Below are 16,475 nucleotides of genomic sequence, written 5' to 3'. Positions count from 1 at the left end.
TCCCCATCGAGTGGAAGGTCGAGGAAGAGTACCGCAAGAAGAAGAAGAACAAGGACGAGGTTCCGCCGGTCGAGTTCCGCGCCGAATGCCGCGCTTATGCCCAGAAGTGGGTGGACGTGCAGCGCGAGCAGCTCAAGCGGCTCGGCATCAATGGCGATTGGGATCATCCCTACCTGACGATGGACCCGGAAGCGGAAGGCACCATCGTTGGCGAACTGCTGAAGTTTGCCGAGAGCGGCCAGCTCTATCGCGGTGCGAAACCGGTGATGTGGTCGCCGGTGGAGAAGACCGCGCTGGCCGAGGCGGAGGTCGAGTACGAGGATATCGTCTCGACCCAGATCGACGTGGCGTTTCAGATTACGGAGGCTCCGAACTGTCCCGAGTTGGTCGGCGCTTACGCGGTGATCTGGACTACGACCCCTTGGACGATTCCGGTAAATCAGGCTTTGGCCTATGGGCCGCAGAACGAATACACGCAAATTCGACTTGGGGAACGTCGCTACATTGTCGCGATGGATCTCCTACATGATTTTCTTCGCCGCGTGGGCCATGGGGATGCCACTAGGGATGAAAACCACCCGTTTTGGAATGAGGCTCAGTCAAACCTGACTGGATCAATGTCATTTGGCGGAGCTGCATTCGCAGGCGCGAGTGCGTTGCACCCAATGGCCGCAAAGCTAGCTTCGTTTGCCGGTGACGGATCAACTCAACGAGATATCGACTTCTTCCTCCGCCCTCGTCCGTTTCTCCCCGGCGATTTCGTCACGACGGACAGCGGCACGGGCCTTGTCCATATGGCGCCGGACCATGGCGAGGACGACTTTGCGCTGTGCAAGGCGCACGGGATCGAGCCGGTGTTCGCGGTGCAGGGCGATGGCAAGTACCGCGAGGACTGGGGCTGGCTCGGCGGGCAAGGCTCGGTCATCAATCCCAAGTTCAATGCGCCGGACGGGCCGATCTGCGAGGCGCTGCGCGAGGCGGGCGGGCTGGTCGCAGCCTCGGCCGACTACAAGCATTCCTACCCGCATTCGTGGCGTTCGAAGGCCAAGGTGATCTATCGCTGCACGCCGCAGTGGTTTGTGCCGATGGATCGTCCGGTCGATATGCCGCACGCGGAAAGCCGGGCGGAAAACCGCTGGGACAACGAGGGCGGCGCGCTGGAGCATCCGAACGCAACGCTGCGCCAGATCGCCGTGAACGCCATCGCCGAAACGCGCTGGGTGCCGGAAAAGGGCCGCAACCGCATCGGCGCGATGGTCGAGGGGCGGCCGGACTGGGTGCTTTCGCGCCAGCGCGCGTGGGGTGTGCCGATCACGCTGTTTGTGAACCGCAAGACCGGCCAGTACCTCAATGATCCTGCCGTCAATGCGCGGATCGTGGCGGCTGTGCGCGCGGGCGGCGTCGATGCGTGGTCCGAGGAGCGTGCGCAGGAGTATCTCGGCGCGGACTACAAGCTGGAAGACTACGAGCGCGTCACCGACATTCTCGACGTGTGGTTCGATAGCGGCAGCACGCATGCCTTCGTGCTCGAATCGGGCCGGTGGCCCGATCTGCTGCGCCCGGATGGCTACACCGGCCCGCATGCCGATCTCTATCTCGAAGGCTCGGACCAGCATCGCGGCTGGTTCCAGTCCTCGCTGCTGGAAGCGTGCGCCACGCGAGGCCATGCGCCCTACAAGGCGGTCCTGACCCACGGCTTCACGATGGACGCCAAGGGCATGAAGATGTCCAAGTCCTTGGGCAACACGATCTCGCCCATCGACCTGATGAAGGAATATGGCGCGGATATCCTGCGGCTGTGGGCGCTTTCGGTCGATTTCACCGAGGACCACCGCATCGGGAAGGAAATCCTGGCCGGTGTGGCGGACCAGTACCGCAAGCTGCGCAACACGTTCCGCTACCTGCTGGGCGCGCTGGATGGGTTCAGCGAGGACGAGAGCGTCCCCGCAGCGGATATGCCGGAGCTGGAGCGCTATATGCTGCACCGGCTCGCGGAGCTGGACAGCGCGCTGCGGCAGGCCATCGCGGACTTCGATTTCAACACCTACACCCGCGTGCTGATCGATTTCTGCAACGAGGACCTCTCGGCGTTCTTCTTCGATATCCGCAAGGACTGCCTCTACTGCGACGCGCCGACGGACCCGAAGCGCCGCGCTTATCGTACGGTGCTCGATGTGCTGTTCCACGCGCTGGTGCGCTATGCCGCGCCGGTGCTGGTGTTCACGGCAGAGGAAGTGTGGACCACGCGCTTCCCGGATCGGGGCAGCGTGCATCTTGAAGCACTGCGCGAAGTTCCGGCCGAGTGGCGCGATGCCGCGCTGGCCGAACGCTTCGAAGCCCTGCGCGCGCTGCGCACCACGGTGACCGAGGCCATCGAGCCGCTGCGCCGCGACAAGGTGATCGGATCGAGTCTGCAGGCGGAAGTGACCGTTCCGGCCAGCGCGCCCGAGGCTGATCTGGCGGAGCTGTTCATCACCGCGTCAGTCACGCGCGGGCAGGGCGAGGAGGTGTTGATCACCGCCACCTCCCTGCACAAGTGCGGCCGCTGCTGGCGGCATCTGCCGGAAGTGGCCGAAGACGGCGCGCTGTGCGGGCGCTGCGACGAGGTTGTGGCGGGGCTGGAGGCATGAGCAGCCCGGCGGCGCTGCGTGCGGGCGGGTTTGCGCTGGCGCTCGGCGTGTTCGGGCTGGACCGGGGCATCAAGGCTTTCGTGGCGGGGCCGCTGGCGTTGCAGCAGATCGGCCTCATCAAGCTGCTGCCGTTCTTCGATCTGCGCTGGACCGAGAATTACGGCGTTTCCTACGGCCTGTTCACCGCCGAATCGAGCGAGACCAAGCTCATGCTGCTGGCGATGACCGGCCTGATCGCGTGCGGCGTGATGGTGTGGATGCTGCGCGAGCAAGTGCTGGGGGAGATTCTGGCGCTGGCGCTCGTGCTGGGCGGGGCGCTCGGCAATATCTATGACCGGTTCACGCGCGGCTATGTGATCGATTATGCCGATCTGCACATTGGCACATGGCGGCCGTTCCTGATCTTCAATCTTGCCGATGCGGCGATCACTGTGGGTGTGCTGATACTGCTTGCCCGGTCGCTGCTTTCGCGCGAAAAGCCCGCCCAAGCGGCGGAAACCCCCGATGATACCGCCACGGAGACTGTTTGATGCGCCATTTTGTACGTGGGTCCACCTCGATCCTGATGCTTGCTGGCGGCGCGATGCTGCTCGGCGCGTGCTCGCAGGGCGGCTCGCTGTTCAACCGCATCCGACCTGACGAGTTTGCCGTGAGCCGTCAGGCGCCGCTGGTGGTGCCGCCCGATTTTTCGCTGATGCCGCCCAATCCCGGCGCGCCGCGCCCGCAGGATCTCGATAGCTCGAAGCAGGCGCTCGATGCCCTGTTCGGCGGCCCCGCGCCGCGCAGCGCGGTGGAAACCGATACGCTGGGCAAGGCGGGCGCTTCGGCCGTCGGCATCCGCAGCGTGGTGGGCGATCCGCGCACCAAGACCGTGGCCAAGGGCGCCGGGGTCCGCGATATCCTCGCCGCGCCGGAAGGCGATGGGCGCGAGGCACAGGCCAGCATTCCGGGTTGAGCTCTTTCTATTCCTCCCCATTTTCGTCGAAGACGCAAATGGGGAGGGGGACCGCCCGCGCAGCGGGTGGTGGAGGGGTGGCTGACCCCTCCGTCAGCCCTCCGGGCTGCCACCTCCCCATTTGGGCTTCGCCAAAACGGGGAGGACCTGTCAGCCGTCGAGCATCGGCGCGGTGGGTGCAGGCTTGATCCTGTTCGCCAGCAACTTGTCGATCTTGCGGCCGTCCATATCTACCACTTCGAAACGCCAACCCTGATCGTTGAAGTGTTCGCCTTCGTTGGGCAGCCGTTTCAGCACCGAGAGGGCGAAGCCGGCTGCGGTCGCGAAATCGCGGTCTTCGGGAAGTTCGATCCCGAGCCGGTCGGCCAGTGCGTCTGCCGGTAGCGCGCCCGATAGCAGCAGCGAGCCGTCTTCGCGCTCCACGATCATCGGGGCATCGCCCTCATCGCCGTGTGCGACGAAATTGCCGACGATGGCATCGAGCAGATCGGCCGGGGTCACGATGCCCTCGAGGTGGCCGTATTCATCGTGGACCAGCGCGATGGCAACTTCGGCCGTCTGGATCACGCGCAGTGCGTCCATCGTATCGAGCTGATCGGGCACGATGGCGGGCTTCTTCATCAGCCGCGCGAGCATGACCTTGCGGCCGCGCAGCAGCACCGAAAGCACATCGCGCACCTTGACCACGCCGACGACGTTATCGACCGAACCATCGGCAACCAGCAGCAGCGAGTGCGGGCTATCGGCGATGGCGGCGCGCAGTTCGGTTTCGGGTGCGCGGCGCTCGATCCAGTGGAGTTCGGTGCGCGGGGTCATCACTTCGCGCACGGGGCGTTCGGCGAGGCGCATGATGCCGGTCATCAGTGCGCGCTCATCCTCCTCGATCACGCCGGAGCGGGTGGCTTCGGCGAAGATCATGTGGAGTTCTTCGGCCGTCACGTCCTGTTCGTGGGTGCGGTTGACGCCGAACAGGCGCAGGATGAGCGAGGAGGAGCTATCGAGCGTCCACACCAGCGGCGCGGTGGCGCGGGCCATGAGCACCATCGGCGCTGCGGCGAGGATCGCGATGGGCTCTGCCGCGCGCAGGGCGAGCTGCTTGGGGACGAGCTCGCCAACGACCAGGCTGAGATACGTGGTGACTGCGATCACCAGCATGAAGCCGATGGTGGGCGCCCATTCGGCGGGCATGCCGAGCGCGGCAAGGCGTTCACCGGTAGGGCCGCCAAGGCTGGCACCGGAATAGGCACCTGCGATGATGCCGATCAGCGTGATGCCGATTTGCGCGGTGGAAAGCAGCTTGCCCGGGTCTGCCGCGAGATCGAGCGCGATTTTTGCGCCCTTGCTACCGGCTTCGGCCGCAACCTTGAGGCGCGCCGGGCGTGCCGAGACAATCGCCAGTTCCGTCATGGAAAACAGGGCGTTGAGGACGACAAGCCCAAGGATGATGAGGGCGTCGGGCCATGGATAAGGGGTCACGTGGAATGCGCTAGCAGATTTGTGCCGCCGCATGAAGGCCTGCTATTCGGCTCGCGTTCAGGATGGTAGGACGAATAAGCGCGGCGGAACCGCAAGAGGCGGCAATCGTTCAATTAGAGGGACACTCTCTGGAGAGTCCGTTCACAGGGGAAGTACCATGAAAATCAGGCGCGTTCTTGTATCCAGCCTTTGCGCTGTTTCGCTCGTCAGCCTTTCGGCCTGCGTGACCGATCCCAATACCGGTCAGCGCAAGGTTTCACGCACTGCGATCGGCGCTGGTGGCGGCGCGCTGGCGGGTCTGCTGCTGGGCGGCCTGATCGGCGGCGGCACGGGCCGCATCATCGGTGCAGGCATCGGCGGCGTGGCCGGTGCGGCAGTTGGCTACACCTACGACAAGCAGATCAAGCAGCTGCGCGAGCAGACCGCCGGCACCGGCGTGGACGTTACCCCGGTCGATGGCGGCAAGGCGATCCTCGTCAACCTGCCGAACGGCGTGACCTTCGATACCGACAGCACGCTGATCAAGCCCACCTTCCGCGATACGCTCGACAAGGTGGCACAGAGCCTCGTGCAGTATCCCGATTCGCTGATCGACGTGTATGGCCACACCGATTCGACCGGTTCGGATGCCTATAACCAGACGCTTTCGCAGAACCGCGCGCGGGCGGTGGCCGATTACCTCGCCTCGCGCGGGGTCAATGCGGGCCGCATCCGCAGCCAGGGTCTGGGTGAGACTCAGCCGGTTGCCTCGAACGCCACCGAGGAAGGCCGTTCGGCCAACCGCCGCGTCGAGATCAAGATCGTGCCAGTGACGCAGGATGACGTCGCCCGCGCACGCCAGGGGCAGTAATTCCTTTTCCAGCCGGGTTGACGTCCTGTCAGCCCGGCTGGCATCGCTTCTGGAAACAGGAGCGCATCCATGACCTTTACCCGCCGCACGATTGCCGGTCGCGAAACCAATCCCATCGGCCTTGGCTGCATGTCGCTGAGCTGGGCCTATGGCACGCCGCCTTCCGATGAGGATGGCCGCAGCCTCCTCGCCCGCGCGCTCGATCTTGGCTACGATCACCTCGATACCGCGCGGATCTATGGCGATGGCCATAACGAAACGCTGATCGGCGAGGCGCTTTCGGGCCAGCGGAACAAGTTCTTCCTCGCCAGCAAGACCGGCATCATTGTCGACGGCAAGGCACGGCGGATCGACTGCAAGCCGGAGACCATCCGCGGCGCGCTGGAAACCTCGCTCAAGCTGCTGAAGACCGATCACATCGATCTCTACTATCTCCATCGCCGCGATTTCACCGTGCCGATCGAGGAATCGGTCGGCGCGCTGGGTGATCTGGTGCGCGAGGGCAAGATCGGCGGGATCGGTCTTTCCGAAATGTCCGCCGAAACGGTGCGCCGCGCCCATGCCGAGCATCCCATCGCTGCGCTGCAGACCGAATATTCGCCGATGACGCGCAACCCCGAGATTGCGGTGCTGGATGTGTGTCGCGAGTTGGGCATCACGTTCGTGGCGTTCTCGCCAGTCTGTCGGGGGCTGCTGGTCGATGAACGGCCCGATCCTGCCGCGATGCCCAAGGGCGATATCCGGCCCGGCATGCCGCGCTTTCAGGGTGAGAACTGGGCGCACAACCTTGGCCTTGCCGAAGCGTTCGCAGCCCTTGCAGCGCGCGAAGGCGTGACGGCGGCGCAGCTGGCGCTCGGCTGGGTGCTGGCGCGCGGTCCGCATGTGGTGGCGATTCCGGGCACCTCGCGGCAGGACCATCTCGCCGAAAACATCGCGCGATGGGACTGGGAGCCCTCCGCCGCGCTGGTGGCCGAGGTGGATGCGCTGATCAACCACCAGACGGTGGCGGGGCACCGTTATGGGCCGGTGATGCAGGCGACGATCGATACGGAAGAGTTTGCAGCGGCTTGATTTTTGGCTCCGGCGGGGAAGGGGTATTCCCCTTCCATCCCCGTCACCCCGGGCCTGACACGGGGTTGGGCTGTTCTTCTGGCGTGGCGCGCCCGAAAAGAAGAGCCAAGGCCCGGATCAAGTCCGGGCTGACGATTTTGTGTGGTGGCGGGCGCCCGGCCAGCGTGAAAAGATTCGAGCGACTGCTTTCCCCCAGTTGCGGACATTCCCTCGATGGGTATCATGACGGTGATGTTCGAATGGTTGCGCAAGAAACTCCTGAACCATTCACCCATGAGCATGTGGTGCGTGCGCTTTCGGGATGGAGTAATCGTGACGAGCGACGGTGGAGGCGGTGAGCGTACACTACCCCTTTGTGACCTTCGCCGGGTTGTAGTGGCCACCGATGATAGCGGCCCCTGGGGAGCAGACGTCGTGTTCCTGCTTTACTCATCCGAGGCCGGTCCTGTCGGAATATTTCCGCTCGAAGCTGATGGGCGAGATGAATTCGTCAAATGGATGGGTGCCCAACCCGGCTTCAAAGATCGTGAACTCGCGAAAGCGATGGGTTCGACGCGGGTCGCACGGTTCGACGTTTTGGTCATCGAGCCGAACGACAGCTAACCACCAAAACTGCCGTAAAACTAAGGGATGCAAGGGCGATGGCCCTTGCCCGCCGGAGGCCTCTTTCTACGCCATCCGGCTCGCGCGCTCCGCCAGCCGGTCCACCGCCGCCGCATGGATGGCGGGTGCTGCGGCCAGCAGGCCGAACGCCCGGGGATCGCGTTTGTTATAGGCCAGCGGAGCACCGAAGGCATCGCTCACCGCCGCGCCTGCTTCGCGTGCGATCAGCGTGGCGGCGGCGATATCCCATTCGTAGCCCCAGCGCAGCGTGGCGAGGAGATCGGCTTCGTCGGCGGCGACCATGGCGATGCGCAGGGCGATGGAATTGGGTTTGTCCACCAGCACGAGGTCGTGGTCGACGCGGGGGAGGGCGTCGGCGGGGACGCGGGCTCCGGTGAGGGACAGGCGGTTGCTGGCGGTGATGGGGAGATCGTTGCGGTGTGCGCCTTGTCCGGCGATGGCCTGCCAGTACTCTCCACGTGCAGGGGCATCGAGCGCGCCGATAAGGGGGCGGCCTTCGGAGATGAGCGCGACGGAGACGGCCCAGCCGGGGCGTCCGCGCACGAAATCACGGGTGCCGTCGATGGGATCGACCAGCCAGCACAGCCCTTTGTCGAGCCGGGAGGGATCATCGACGGTTTCTTCGGAGAGCCAGCCTGCGGAGGGCAATAGCGCGCCGAGTTCCTGCTTGAGGTACGCATCGACCGCCAGATCGGCGGCGCTGACTGGGTTGTTCGGAGACTTGTCCCACACATCGAGCGCGTGGCCGTGGCCGGGCCAGCTGGCGAGGGCCAGACGCCCGGCTTCGCCCATGATGTGGCGGAAGCGGTCGAAGTCGATCATCGCCGTTTGCGATGCGGCTTTGATGGCCTGAGCGCAAGGGGCCGGTGGTGCGGCTGGTGAATCCGTGCATTCGTATTCGGTGCTGCAGGCGCGGAATGCATCGGTGCAGGTGCGATTGGGTCTCGCGAGGCCTTTTCAAGCCCTTGGCCGTGTGCTTAAGGCAGCGCGACCTGCCGGTTCAATCCGCTAGATCTCATTCTCTTGATGCGGGGATAACGCATGAACGTTCATGAATATCAGGCCAAGGAATTGCTTGCCAAGTTTGGCGTCGGCATTCCGGCGGGCATTGCTGCCCTCACGGTCGAAGAAGCGGTTGCCGCCGCGAAGCAGCTGCCCGGACCGCTTTATGTGGTGAAGGCGCAGATCCACGCGGGCGGGCGCGGCAAGGGCAAGTTCAAGGAACTGCCGGCCGATGCCAAGGGCGGCGTGCGGCTCGCAAAGTCGGTCGAAGAGGTTGAGGCGTTCGCCAAGGAGATGCTCGGCAACACGCTGGTGACGGTGCAGACCGGCGCGGCGGGCAAGCAGGTGAACCGGCTCTACGTGACCGACGGCGTCGATATCGCCAAGGAATACTACCTCTCGATGGTGGTGGACCGGGGCACCGGCCGCGTCGCGATGATCGTCTCGACCGAAGGCGGCATGGACATCGAAGAGGTTGCGCACAGCACGCCTGAGAAGATCGCCACGATCACCATCGATCCGGCGCAGGGCTTCATGCCGCACCACGGCCGCGCCGTGGGCTATGCACTGAAGCTGACGGGCGAGCTCAACAAGCAGGCCGGCACCATCGCCAAGCAGCTCTACACCGCGTTCATGGCGCTCGATTGCGACATGCTCGAAATCAATCCGCTGGTGGAAACGAAGGACGGAAACCTCCTCGTCCTCGACACCAAGATGAGCTTCGATTCGAACGCGCTCTATCGCCACCCCGATGTCGTCACGTTGCGTGACGAGACCGAGGAAGACCCGGCGGAGATCGAAGCCAGCAAGTACGACCTCGCCTACATCAAGCTGGATGGCAACATCGGCTGCATGGTGAACGGCGCTGGTCTTGCCATGGCGACGATGGACATCATCAAGCTGAACGGCGAATTCCCGGCCAACTTCCTCGACGTGGGCGGCGGCGCCACCACCGAGAAGGTGACCGCGGCGTTCAAGCTGATCCTGTCCGATCCGGCAGTGAAGGGCATTCTCGTCAACATCTTCGGCGGGATCATGAAGTGCGACATCATCGCCGACGGCATCGTTGCCGCCGCGAAGGAAGTGAACCTTCAGGTTCCGCTCGTCGTGCGCCTTGAAGGCACCAACGTGCAGCAGGGCAAGGATATCCTTGCCAATTCGGGTCTCCCCATTGTCCCCGCCAACGACCTTGGCGATGCCGCGCAGAAGATCGTGGCCGCCGTTCGGAAGGTTTCCTGAACCATGTCGATTCTCGTCAACAAGCACACCAAGGTCATCACCCAGGGGATGACCGGCAAGACCGGCGCGTTCCACACGCAGGCCGCGCTGGACTATGGCACGCAGATGGTTGCGGGCGTCACCCCGGGCAAGGGCGGCACCAGCCACATCGGCCTGCCGCAGTATGACACCGTGGCCGAAGCCCGCGCCGCTACCGGCGCCACGGCGAGCTGCATCTACGTGCCGCCTCCGGGCGCGGCGGACGCGATCCTCGAAGCCATTGATGCGCAGATGGAACTGATCGTCTGCATCACCGAAGGCATTCCGGTGCTCGACATGGTGCGCGTGAAGCGTGCGCTGCAGGGTTCGAAATCGCGCCTGATCGGGCCGAACTGCCCCGGCGTGCTGACCCCGAACGAATGCAAGATCGGCATCATGCCGGGCTCGATCTTCAAGCAGGGCTCGGTCGGCGTCGTTTCGCGTTCGGGCACGCTGACCTATGAAGCGGTGTTCCAGACCACCAACATCGGGCTTGGCCAGACGACGGCAGTCGGCATCGGCGGCGATCCGGTCAACGGCACCAACTTCATCGACGTACTCGAACTGTTCCTCGCGGACGACGACACCAAGTCGATCATCATGATCGGCGAGATCGGCGGCGACGCGGAAGAGAGCGCCGCGCAGTTCCTCATCGACGAGGCCAAGCGTGGCCGCAAGAAGCCGATGGCCGGCTTCATCGCAGGCCGCTCGGCGCCTCCGGGCCGCCGCATGGGTCATGCCGGTGCGATCGTTTCGGGCGGCAAGGGCGATGCGGAAAGCAAGATCGCCGCGATGGAAGCCGCTGGCATCCGCGTTTCGCCGTCACCCAGCCTGCTGGGTGAGACGCTGGCGGAAGTGCTGAAGGGCTGAGGCCCAAAGCGCTTTGGTTTGAGGAAAGGGCCGGGGGGAAACCTCCGGCCTTTTTCGTTGGTGCTGGGTTATGGTGCTGCGTCGAGTTCCGCCTCAACGTCAGCCGCGTCCGCGCCGCAGTGGGTGCAGATGAAGCGGACCACGTTCTGGTATCGGCCCAGCGCGTCCGCCGGATCGGCGTAGCCCGCGATTTCGAGGCTGACGTGGCCGTGCATCTGGCCCCAGACGAGGAAGGCGAAGTCATCCACTTCGGCGGGCTCCGGCGCAGCGTCAGACGTTCTTGGGCGGTGGTGCGCGAGGCAGGTGCCGACCGCATCCACCAGTTCGGCGAAGGCGGGGTAAGTGTCGTCTACGGGCGCGGCGAGCGAGGCGAAGCGGGTGTGGCGGTCCGTGGGGATGAAGCGCTTTTCGCCGCCGAACATCAGGCGGTATAGCCCGGTATTGTCGAGCGCGAAGCGGCGGTAGGCGAGCATCTGGCGGACCATCCAGCGCAAGGGGGCATCGCGGTCTCTGGTCGCAACGCCATAGGCGTGGAGCCGCGCGAAGCCGACCGCATAGAGCGCCTGCATCAGGCCGGGCTTGCCGCCATAAAGCGTGTAGATCGCCATCGTCGAGGAGCCGCAGGCGCGCGCGAGTTCGCGCAGGGCAATGCCGTCCGGGCCATCGCGGCGGACGAGCGCTTCCGCTTCGGCCAGCAGACGCGCGGCGAGGTCTTCGCGCGGGGCTTCGATCACATGGGAGCCTTGATTCGACATGGCCGGGTGCATGGGCGCTTGCGCGGATGAATTCCAGTGGTATAACGTCGTTATTGAATCGAACCGGCGCAGGAGAGCGGGCGATGGGCGAGCAAGGGGCGACCACGCCCATCACGGTGCGGCAAGGCGCATTCGCATTTGCCGACGAGACCCCGGCGCACTGGATTCCCCACGCGCCGGAACTGGCGCAGATGATCAACGGCGCTTCGTTCGTGATGCCCCATCTGGAGCCGTTTCTGGTGGCTACGCTGGGCGAGGCGGCAAAGCTGATCGAAGACCCTGCCGTGCGGCGCGAGGCGCGCGATTTCTGCATGCAGGAGACGCAGCATTACCGCACGCACCGGCGCTTCAACAATGTGCTGCTGGGCCAGGGCTATGCCAGCCTTGCCGAGGTCGAGGCGGAAATGGCGGCGGCCTATGCGCGGCTGAGCAAGCGCCCGCTGGCGGTGCGGCTGGCCTATGCCGCAGGGTTTGAGGCGATGACGCTGGGCGTGACCGACTGGTTGGTAGGCAATCGGACGAGGCTGTTTCGCGGCGCGGATGCGGGCGTCACGTCGTTCATCCTGTGGCACATGGTGGAGGAAACCGAGCACAAGCTGGTGGCGCACGATGTCTATCAGGCGGTCACGCCGGGGTATTGGCGGCGGGCCTTCGGGGTGCTGCACGGCGCGCTCGATGTGATCCGCTGGAGCCGCCACTGCTACCGCGCGCTGCTGGTGGCAGATGGCCGCTGGCAGAACCCGGCTTCGCGCCTCAAGGTGTGGGGGTGGGCGGCGCGGTTCCTGCTGGGCGCGGGGCCTGCCTTGCTGCGCGCGATGGTGCCGGGGCACGATCCGCGCGAAATCAAGGACCATCCGTGGGTGCGGGACTGGATCGCAGGCCATGCCCGGCAGCAGGAACGCGGCGCGCCGATGCCGCTCATCGATACGCGCAGTGCCGCGATGCCAGTGCCCTTCTGACGTGCCGTTCTGATCTACCCCTCCACGATCCGGTAAGGCACCAGATCGCGCTGGCTGGGATCGACCGCGATGGCCTTGTCGCTGGGCGGGAAGGCGCGCTGGTCGCAGGTATCGCGCGGGCAGATGCGGCAGGAGATGCCGATGCGGGTGACGGCGTCCTCGTTCGTCAGGTTCAGGCCGTCGGCATAGACGAATTCGTCCGCCAGCGCCGCCTCGCAGCCCAGCACCACGGCGTAGCGGCGGGGCTGGCGGTAGTAGCTGCCGCTGGGTTTTACGAGGCCCTTGGCAATCGAGACATAGCGGATGCCATCGGGCATCTCGGCCAATTGCACGTGGATGCGGTCCGGGATGGCGACGGCTTCGTGGACGATCCACAGCGGGCAGGCACCGCCGAAACGTCCGAACTGCAGGCGCGTGGCGGAGTGGCGCTTGGTGATGTTGCCGGCCATGTCGACCCGCGCGAAGAATACCGGAATGCCGCGTGCCTGCGGGCGTTGCAGGGTGGAGAGGCGGTGGCAGCACTGCTCGAAGCTGACATGGAAAAGCTGCCGCAAGCGGTCGATATCGTGGCGCAGCGTGCGCGCGGCGCTGCGGAAACGCTCGTAGGGCATGAGCAGCGCGCCCGCCGCATAGTTGCCAAGACCGACAGTGAGCAGGTGGCGTGCGGCTTCGGTTTGCAGCGGGGCGGAGGCGACGATTTCGGCGATCTGGCCTGAGAGGGCGAGCGCGGCGACTTGGTAGGCCAGCTGGAAGCGGCTCGATTCGTTGGGCTGGGCGGAATCGAGCAGGAGATGGCGGCTGCCCGCGTCGAAGCGGCGCATGGCCCCGCCGCTCGCCCATTCGATGGTGACGCCTTCGCGGCGAAGCCATTGCTGCATGGTGCGGATGCGCGGGCTTGCTTCGTCCCCGGCGATTTCGTGGGCGAGCGTTTCGGCGTCGCGGTCGATGCGATCGACGTAGTTGTTGGCGAGGTGGAACCAGTCGCGCACTTCCTCCCACGGCAGGCGGCCGCCCGCGATTTCGGAGCCGCCGAAGTCTGAACCGATGGCTTCGTCCAGCATTTCGAGGCGCTGGCGGCCCTTGGCGAAGAGGCTGTGGAGCGCAATGAAGCTCTCGGCAAATTGCGGGAACTGGCGGGCCAGACGCTCGACCTGATCCGCCGGGATGCCGCCGGGAAGCTGCGGATCGGCCAGCGCCTCGCGCAGCGATTCCGCAAGGGTATCAGCTTCGGCGGGGGCGAGATCGGCCCAATCGATGGGGAAGGCGGCGCGCAGCGCATCGGCCAGCGCGGGGGTGAGGTGGCGCTCGTCGGTTTCCAGCTGCGAGAGATAGGGCGCGCTGATGCCGAGCGCGCTCGCCATTTCCGCCTGCCGCAGTCCGCGCCGTGTCCGCAAGGTGCGCAGGGCCTGCCCTGCAAAGATCCGCCGGTTCGCCATGGGGCATAGCCTAGTTTGCAAAGTTTGACTTTGCAACTTTGCTGAATTGCATTGGACAGCCGCGCTGCAATGCGGCATCCGCCTCGGCCTTGATTGCCTGCAGCCGAGGATTGCCCGCGCATGTCTGCCAATGTTGCCGAAATGGAAAAGCGCCGCGAGGCGGCCCGCATGGGCGGCGGCCAGCGCCGCATCGATGCCCAGCACGCCAAGGGCAAGCTGACAGCGCGCGAGCGGCTCGACATCCTGCTCGATGAGGGCAGCTTCGAAGAGATCGACGCTTACGTCGAGCACAATTGCGTCGATTTCGGGATGCCCGAGCAGACCGTGCCGGGCGACGGCGTGGTGACCGGTTCGGGCACGATCAACGGGCGGCTCGTCTATGTGTTCAGCCAGGACTTCACCGTGTTCGGCGGCGCGGTTTCCGAGCGGCACGCGATGAAGATCTGCAAGATCATGGATACGGCGCTGAAAGTTGGCGCGCCGGTGATCGGCATCAACGATAGCGGCGGTGCGCGCATTCAGGAGGGCGTTGCCAGCCTTGGCGGCTATGCCGAAATCTTCCAGCGCAATGTGCTGGCATCGGGCGTGGTGCCGCAGCTTTCGCTCATCATGGGGCCATGCGCGGGCGGCGCGGTCTATTCGCCTGCGATGACCGACTTCATCTTCATGGTGAAGGACAGCTCCTACATGTTCGTCACTGGCCCGGACGTGGTGAAGACGGTGACCAACGAGATCGTGACGCAGGAAGAGCTGGGCGGCGCGGTGACGCATTCGACCAAGACCTCTGTGGCCGATCTTGCCTGCGAGAACGATATCGAAGCGCTGCTGATGGCGCGCGAGTTCTTCGATTATCTGCCGCTCACCAACCGCTCTGGCGTGCCCGAACGCCCGACGGCGGATGCGTGGGACCGGCTGGAGCCGAGCCTCGACACACTAATCCCGGCCTCGGCCAACCAGCCCTATGACATGCACGAGGTGATCGCCAAGACGCTCGATGAAGGCGAGTTTTTCGAAATCCAGCCCAAGCACGCCGCGAACATCATCTGCGGGTTTGGCCGGATCGAGGGCAAGACCGTGGGCGTGGTGGCGAACCAGCCGATGGTGCTGGCAGGCGTGCTCGATATCAATTCCTCCAAAAAGGCCGCGCGCTTCGTGCGCTTCTGCGATGCGTTCGAAATTCCGATCGTGACCTTCGTCGATGTGCCGGGCTTCCTGCCGGGCACCGCGCAGGAACTGGGCGGGATCATCAAGCACGGCGCGAAGCTGCTGTTCGCTTATGCCGAAGCGACCGTGCCCAAGATCACCGTTATCACGCGCAAGGCCTATGGCGGCGCCTATGACGTTATGGCTTCCAAGCATCTGCGCGGCGATTTGAACTACGCCTGGCCGACCGCCGAGATCGCGGTGATGGGCGCGAAGGGCGCGGTGGAGATCATCTTCCGCGGGCTTTCGACCGAAGAGCAGGCGCAGAAGACCAAAGAATACGAAGACCGCTTTGCCAACCCGTTCGTGGCGGCGAGCAAGGGCTTCATCGACGAGGTGATCCATCCGCACTCGACCCGCCGGCGCATCGCGCTGGGGCTGCGCAAGCTGCGGAACAAGAGCCTCGAGAACCCCTGGAAGAAGCATGACAATATTCCGCTCTAGGGCTCTTGTCCTTTGTTTCCTTGCACTCACCTCTTGCTCGCAGAAATTGCGGGACCAAGACCTGATTTGCGACGATACCCCCGGGTTTATAGGGAGCGGCTCTACGCCCAATGAGCAAGTACAAATCGTTCAACAATGCATTACAAAGTGGGGCTATCGCCTTGGGCGAGCACCAGGGTCAAATATCGAGATCAGCCAAGCTGTAATGGCAAAGTGTAGCGGAGCGATCGAGCAGCTTGCACAAATGCGCAAATCGACAGGCGGAGTACCTGAGTTTGAAATGAGCAGTTTTCGTGATCAAGCACTTTTGCGCGTTGTTCAAGGGCGTGCCGGTCAATGCTCGATCCGAGGCCCTGAACAATGAGTGATGGCAGGAAGCACTGGGCACAGTCTACAGGCGATCCAATTCCAGGTGCGCCAGAGGGTGTTCGCCCGATAAGTTTAGATGCGTTGAATCATCTTGGTGTTGATGGTGAAGGTAATCTCTACTGGATTGACACAAAAATACTAACCGCAAAGAGAGAGTTCAAGCTCTCTTTCTATCAGGGATTGTTGGCCACTTTGACCGCACTTGCGGCGATAGCTGCAGCATTTTCGGCAGGTGTTTCGGCATATTGCGATTGGGTACAGTTATCAAAGGCTGACGTGCGGGTCCTGAATGGCAGCGCCGCAGCAGACAAGAGGTAGATTAATGACTGACATCTTCATCGTTTCCGGCGCGCGGACGGCCATTGGCACGTTTGGCGGCAGCCTCGCCTCGTTCCGTCCGGCGGATCTGGGCACCATCGTGATCAAGGAGGCGATTGCCCGCGCCGGGATCAGCGCGGACAAGGTCGAGAACGTGGTGATCGGCACCGTTGTGCCGACGCAGCCGAAGGACGCCTATGTCAGCCGCGTCGCGGCGGTGAACGCTGGCGTTCCCATTGCGCGCCCGGCGATGACC

At 64.4% G+C, this 16,475-nt stretch carries 15 protein-coding genes and 1 pseudogene; 12 read left to right on the top strand and 4 right to left on the bottom strand.

Annotated features, from left to right (window positions below; translation table 11 throughout):
- The 3 genes from ileS to CFE35_RS21950 form a co-directional block, all read left to right on the top strand.
- On the top strand, positions 1 to 2,630 hold a 2,630-nt coding region (ileS, locus tag CFE35_RS21960; RefSeq protein WP_292933977.1), incomplete at its 5' end, for an isoleucine--tRNA ligase.
- Positions 2,627 to 3,160, top strand: coding sequence for a signal peptidase II (lspA, locus tag CFE35_RS21955; RefSeq protein WP_292933976.1), 534 nt, complete (start codon positions 2,627 to 2,629; stop codon positions 3,158 to 3,160). The genes ileS and lspA, both read left to right, overlap by 4 nt.
- The gene (locus tag CFE35_RS21950; RefSeq protein WP_292933975.1) at positions 3,160 to 3,585 is read left to right on the top strand and encodes a DUF3035 domain-containing protein; all 426 of its coding nucleotides are present in this window, start codon (positions 3,160 to 3,162) and stop codon (positions 3,583 to 3,585) included. The genes lspA and CFE35_RS21950 overlap by 1 nt, the downstream gene beginning before the upstream one ends.
- A gap of 150 nt (positions 3,586 to 3,735) precedes the next feature.
- Here the strand turns inward: CFE35_RS21950 and CFE35_RS21945 are convergent, their stop codons facing one another.
- Positions 3,736 to 5,061, bottom strand: a complete 1,326-nt coding sequence (locus CFE35_RS21945) for a hemolysin family protein (RefSeq protein WP_292933973.1) — start codon at positions 5,059 to 5,061, stop codon at positions 3,736 to 3,738.
- 157 nt (positions 5,062 to 5,218) lie between these two features.
- On the opposite strand from CFE35_RS21945, the gene CFE35_RS21940 reads away from it, so the two are divergent.
- The 3 genes from CFE35_RS21940 to CFE35_RS21930 all read left to right on the top strand — a co-directional run bounded on the left by CFE35_RS21940 (position 5,219) and on the right by CFE35_RS21930 (position 7,585).
- A complete protein-coding gene (locus CFE35_RS21940) occupies positions 5,219 to 5,911 on the top strand; it encodes an OmpA family protein (protein WP_292933972.1) in 693 nt (230 codons plus the stop codon).
- Between the two features lie 69 nt (positions 5,912 to 5,980).
- On the top strand, positions 5,981 to 6,982 hold the full coding sequence (locus CFE35_RS21935) for an aldo/keto reductase (RefSeq protein WP_292933970.1): 1,002 nt from the start codon (positions 5,981 to 5,983) through the stop codon (positions 6,980 to 6,982).
- A 222-nt stretch (positions 6,983 to 7,204) separates the two neighbouring features.
- Positions 7,205 to 7,585 (top strand): hypothetical protein, encoded by a 381-nt coding sequence (locus tag CFE35_RS21930; RefSeq protein WP_292933968.1) that lies wholly within the window; start codon positions 7,205 to 7,207, stop codon positions 7,583 to 7,585.
- Positions 7,586 to 7,651: 66 nt separating this feature from the next.
- Here the strand turns inward: CFE35_RS21930 and CFE35_RS21925 are convergent, their stop codons facing one another.
- Positions 7,652 to 8,428 (bottom strand): 3'(2'),5'-bisphosphate nucleotidase CysQ, encoded by a 777-nt coding sequence (locus CFE35_RS21925; protein ID WP_292933966.1) that lies wholly within the window; start codon positions 8,426 to 8,428, stop codon positions 7,652 to 7,654.
- 219 nt (positions 8,429 to 8,647) lie between these two features.
- Here CFE35_RS21925 and sucC point away from each other — a divergent pair, with 219 nt between their 5' ends.
- Positions 8,648 to 9,847 (top strand): ADP-forming succinate--CoA ligase subunit beta, encoded by a 1,200-nt coding sequence (gene sucC, locus CFE35_RS21920; protein ID WP_292933965.1) that lies wholly within the window; start codon positions 8,648 to 8,650, stop codon positions 9,845 to 9,847.
- 3 nt (positions 9,848 to 9,850) lie between these two features.
- Complete coding sequence (sucD, locus tag CFE35_RS21915; RefSeq protein WP_292933963.1) at positions 9,851 to 10,735, top strand: succinate--CoA ligase subunit alpha; 885 nt, start codon at positions 9,851 to 9,853, stop codon at positions 10,733 to 10,735.
- A gap of 68 nt (positions 10,736 to 10,803) precedes the next feature.
- Here sucD and CFE35_RS21910 read toward each other — a convergent pair whose 3' ends face one another.
- The gene (locus CFE35_RS21910) at positions 10,804 to 11,490 is read right to left on the bottom strand and encodes a TetR-like C-terminal domain-containing protein (RefSeq protein ID WP_292933961.1); all 687 of its coding nucleotides are present in this window, start codon (positions 11,488 to 11,490) and stop codon (positions 10,804 to 10,806) included.
- 83 nt (positions 11,491 to 11,573) lie between these two features.
- Between CFE35_RS21910 and CFE35_RS21905 the strand changes: the two genes are divergently transcribed.
- On the top strand, positions 11,574 to 12,449 hold the full coding sequence (locus CFE35_RS21905) for a metal-dependent hydrolase (RefSeq protein ID WP_292933959.1): 876 nt from the start codon (positions 11,574 to 11,576) through the stop codon (positions 12,447 to 12,449).
- A gap of 14 nt (positions 12,450 to 12,463) precedes the next feature.
- Here CFE35_RS21905 and CFE35_RS21900 read toward each other — a convergent pair whose 3' ends face one another.
- Positions 12,464 to 13,885, bottom strand: coding sequence for a short-chain fatty acyl-CoA regulator family protein (locus CFE35_RS21900; protein ID WP_292933957.1), 1,422 nt, complete (start codon positions 13,883 to 13,885; stop codon positions 12,464 to 12,466).
- A gap of 120 nt (positions 13,886 to 14,005) precedes the next feature.
- Between CFE35_RS21900 and CFE35_RS21895 the strand changes: the two genes are divergently transcribed.
- The 3 genes and pseudogenes from CFE35_RS21895 to CFE35_RS21885 form a co-directional block, all read left to right on the top strand.
- Complete coding sequence (locus CFE35_RS21895; protein ID WP_292933956.1) at positions 14,006 to 15,532, top strand: acyl-CoA carboxylase subunit beta; 1,527 nt, start codon at positions 14,006 to 14,008, stop codon at positions 15,530 to 15,532.
- Between the two features lie 360 nt (positions 15,533 to 15,892).
- Positions 15,893 to 16,219: a hypothetical protein gene (locus CFE35_RS21890; protein ID WP_292933955.1), complete on the top strand. Its 327-nt coding sequence runs from the start codon at positions 15,893 to 15,895 to the stop codon at positions 16,217 to 16,219.
- A gap of 4 nt (positions 16,220 to 16,223) precedes the next feature.
- Positions 16,224 to 16,475: pseudogene (locus CFE35_RS21885) on the top strand (acetyl-CoA C-acyltransferase); the annotation flags it as partial.

The sequence above is a fragment of the Novosphingobium sp. PASSN1 genome (genome assembly GCF_002278815.1).
The sequence above is the reverse complement of the archived record's forward strand: the minus strand, read 5'-3'. Positions and strand labels throughout refer to the sequence as shown.

What these genes read in the sequence shown, in the direction of transcription:
- CFE35_RS21935 (WP_292933970.1), top strand. Translation starts at nt 5,981, where the DNA reads ATGACCTTTACCCGCCGCACGATTGCCGGTCGCGAAACCAATCCCATC.
- CFE35_RS21905 (WP_292933959.1), top strand. Translation starts at nt 11,574, where the DNA reads ATGGGCGAGCAAGGGGCGACCACGCCCATCACGGTGCGGCAAGGCGCA.
- CFE35_RS21910 (WP_292933961.1), bottom strand. Translation starts at nt 11,490, where the DNA reads ATGTCGAATCAAGGCTCCCATGTGATCGAAGCCCCGCGCGAAGACCTC.
- CFE35_RS21930 (WP_292933968.1), top strand. Translation starts at nt 7,205, where the DNA reads ATGACGGTGATGTTCGAATGGTTGCGCAAGAAACTCCTGAACCATTCA.
- CFE35_RS21895 (WP_292933956.1), top strand. Translation starts at nt 14,006, where the DNA reads ATGTCTGCCAATGTTGCCGAAATGGAAAAGCGCCGCGAGGCGGCCCGC.
- sucC (WP_292933965.1), top strand. Translation starts at nt 8,648, where the DNA reads ATGAACGTTCATGAATATCAGGCCAAGGAATTGCTTGCCAAGTTTGGC.
- CFE35_RS21900 (WP_292933957.1), bottom strand. Translation starts at nt 13,885, where the DNA reads ATGGCGAACCGGCGGATCTTTGCAGGGCAGGCCCTGCGCACCTTGCGG.
- CFE35_RS21940 (WP_292933972.1), top strand. Translation starts at nt 5,219, where the DNA reads ATGAAAATCAGGCGCGTTCTTGTATCCAGCCTTTGCGCTGTTTCGCTC.
- sucD (WP_292933963.1), top strand. Translation starts at nt 9,851, where the DNA reads ATGTCGATTCTCGTCAACAAGCACACCAAGGTCATCACCCAGGGGATG.
- CFE35_RS21950 (WP_292933975.1), top strand. Translation starts at nt 3,160, where the DNA reads ATGCGCCATTTTGTACGTGGGTCCACCTCGATCCTGATGCTTGCTGGC.
- CFE35_RS21925 (WP_292933966.1), bottom strand. Translation starts at nt 8,428, where the DNA reads ATGATCGACTTCGACCGCTTCCGCCACATCATGGGCGAAGCCGGGCGT.
- CFE35_RS21890 (WP_292933955.1), top strand. Translation starts at nt 15,893, where the DNA reads ATGAGTGATGGCAGGAAGCACTGGGCACAGTCTACAGGCGATCCAATT.
- lspA (WP_292933976.1), top strand. Translation starts at nt 2,627, where the DNA reads ATGAGCAGCCCGGCGGCGCTGCGTGCGGGCGGGTTTGCGCTGGCGCTC.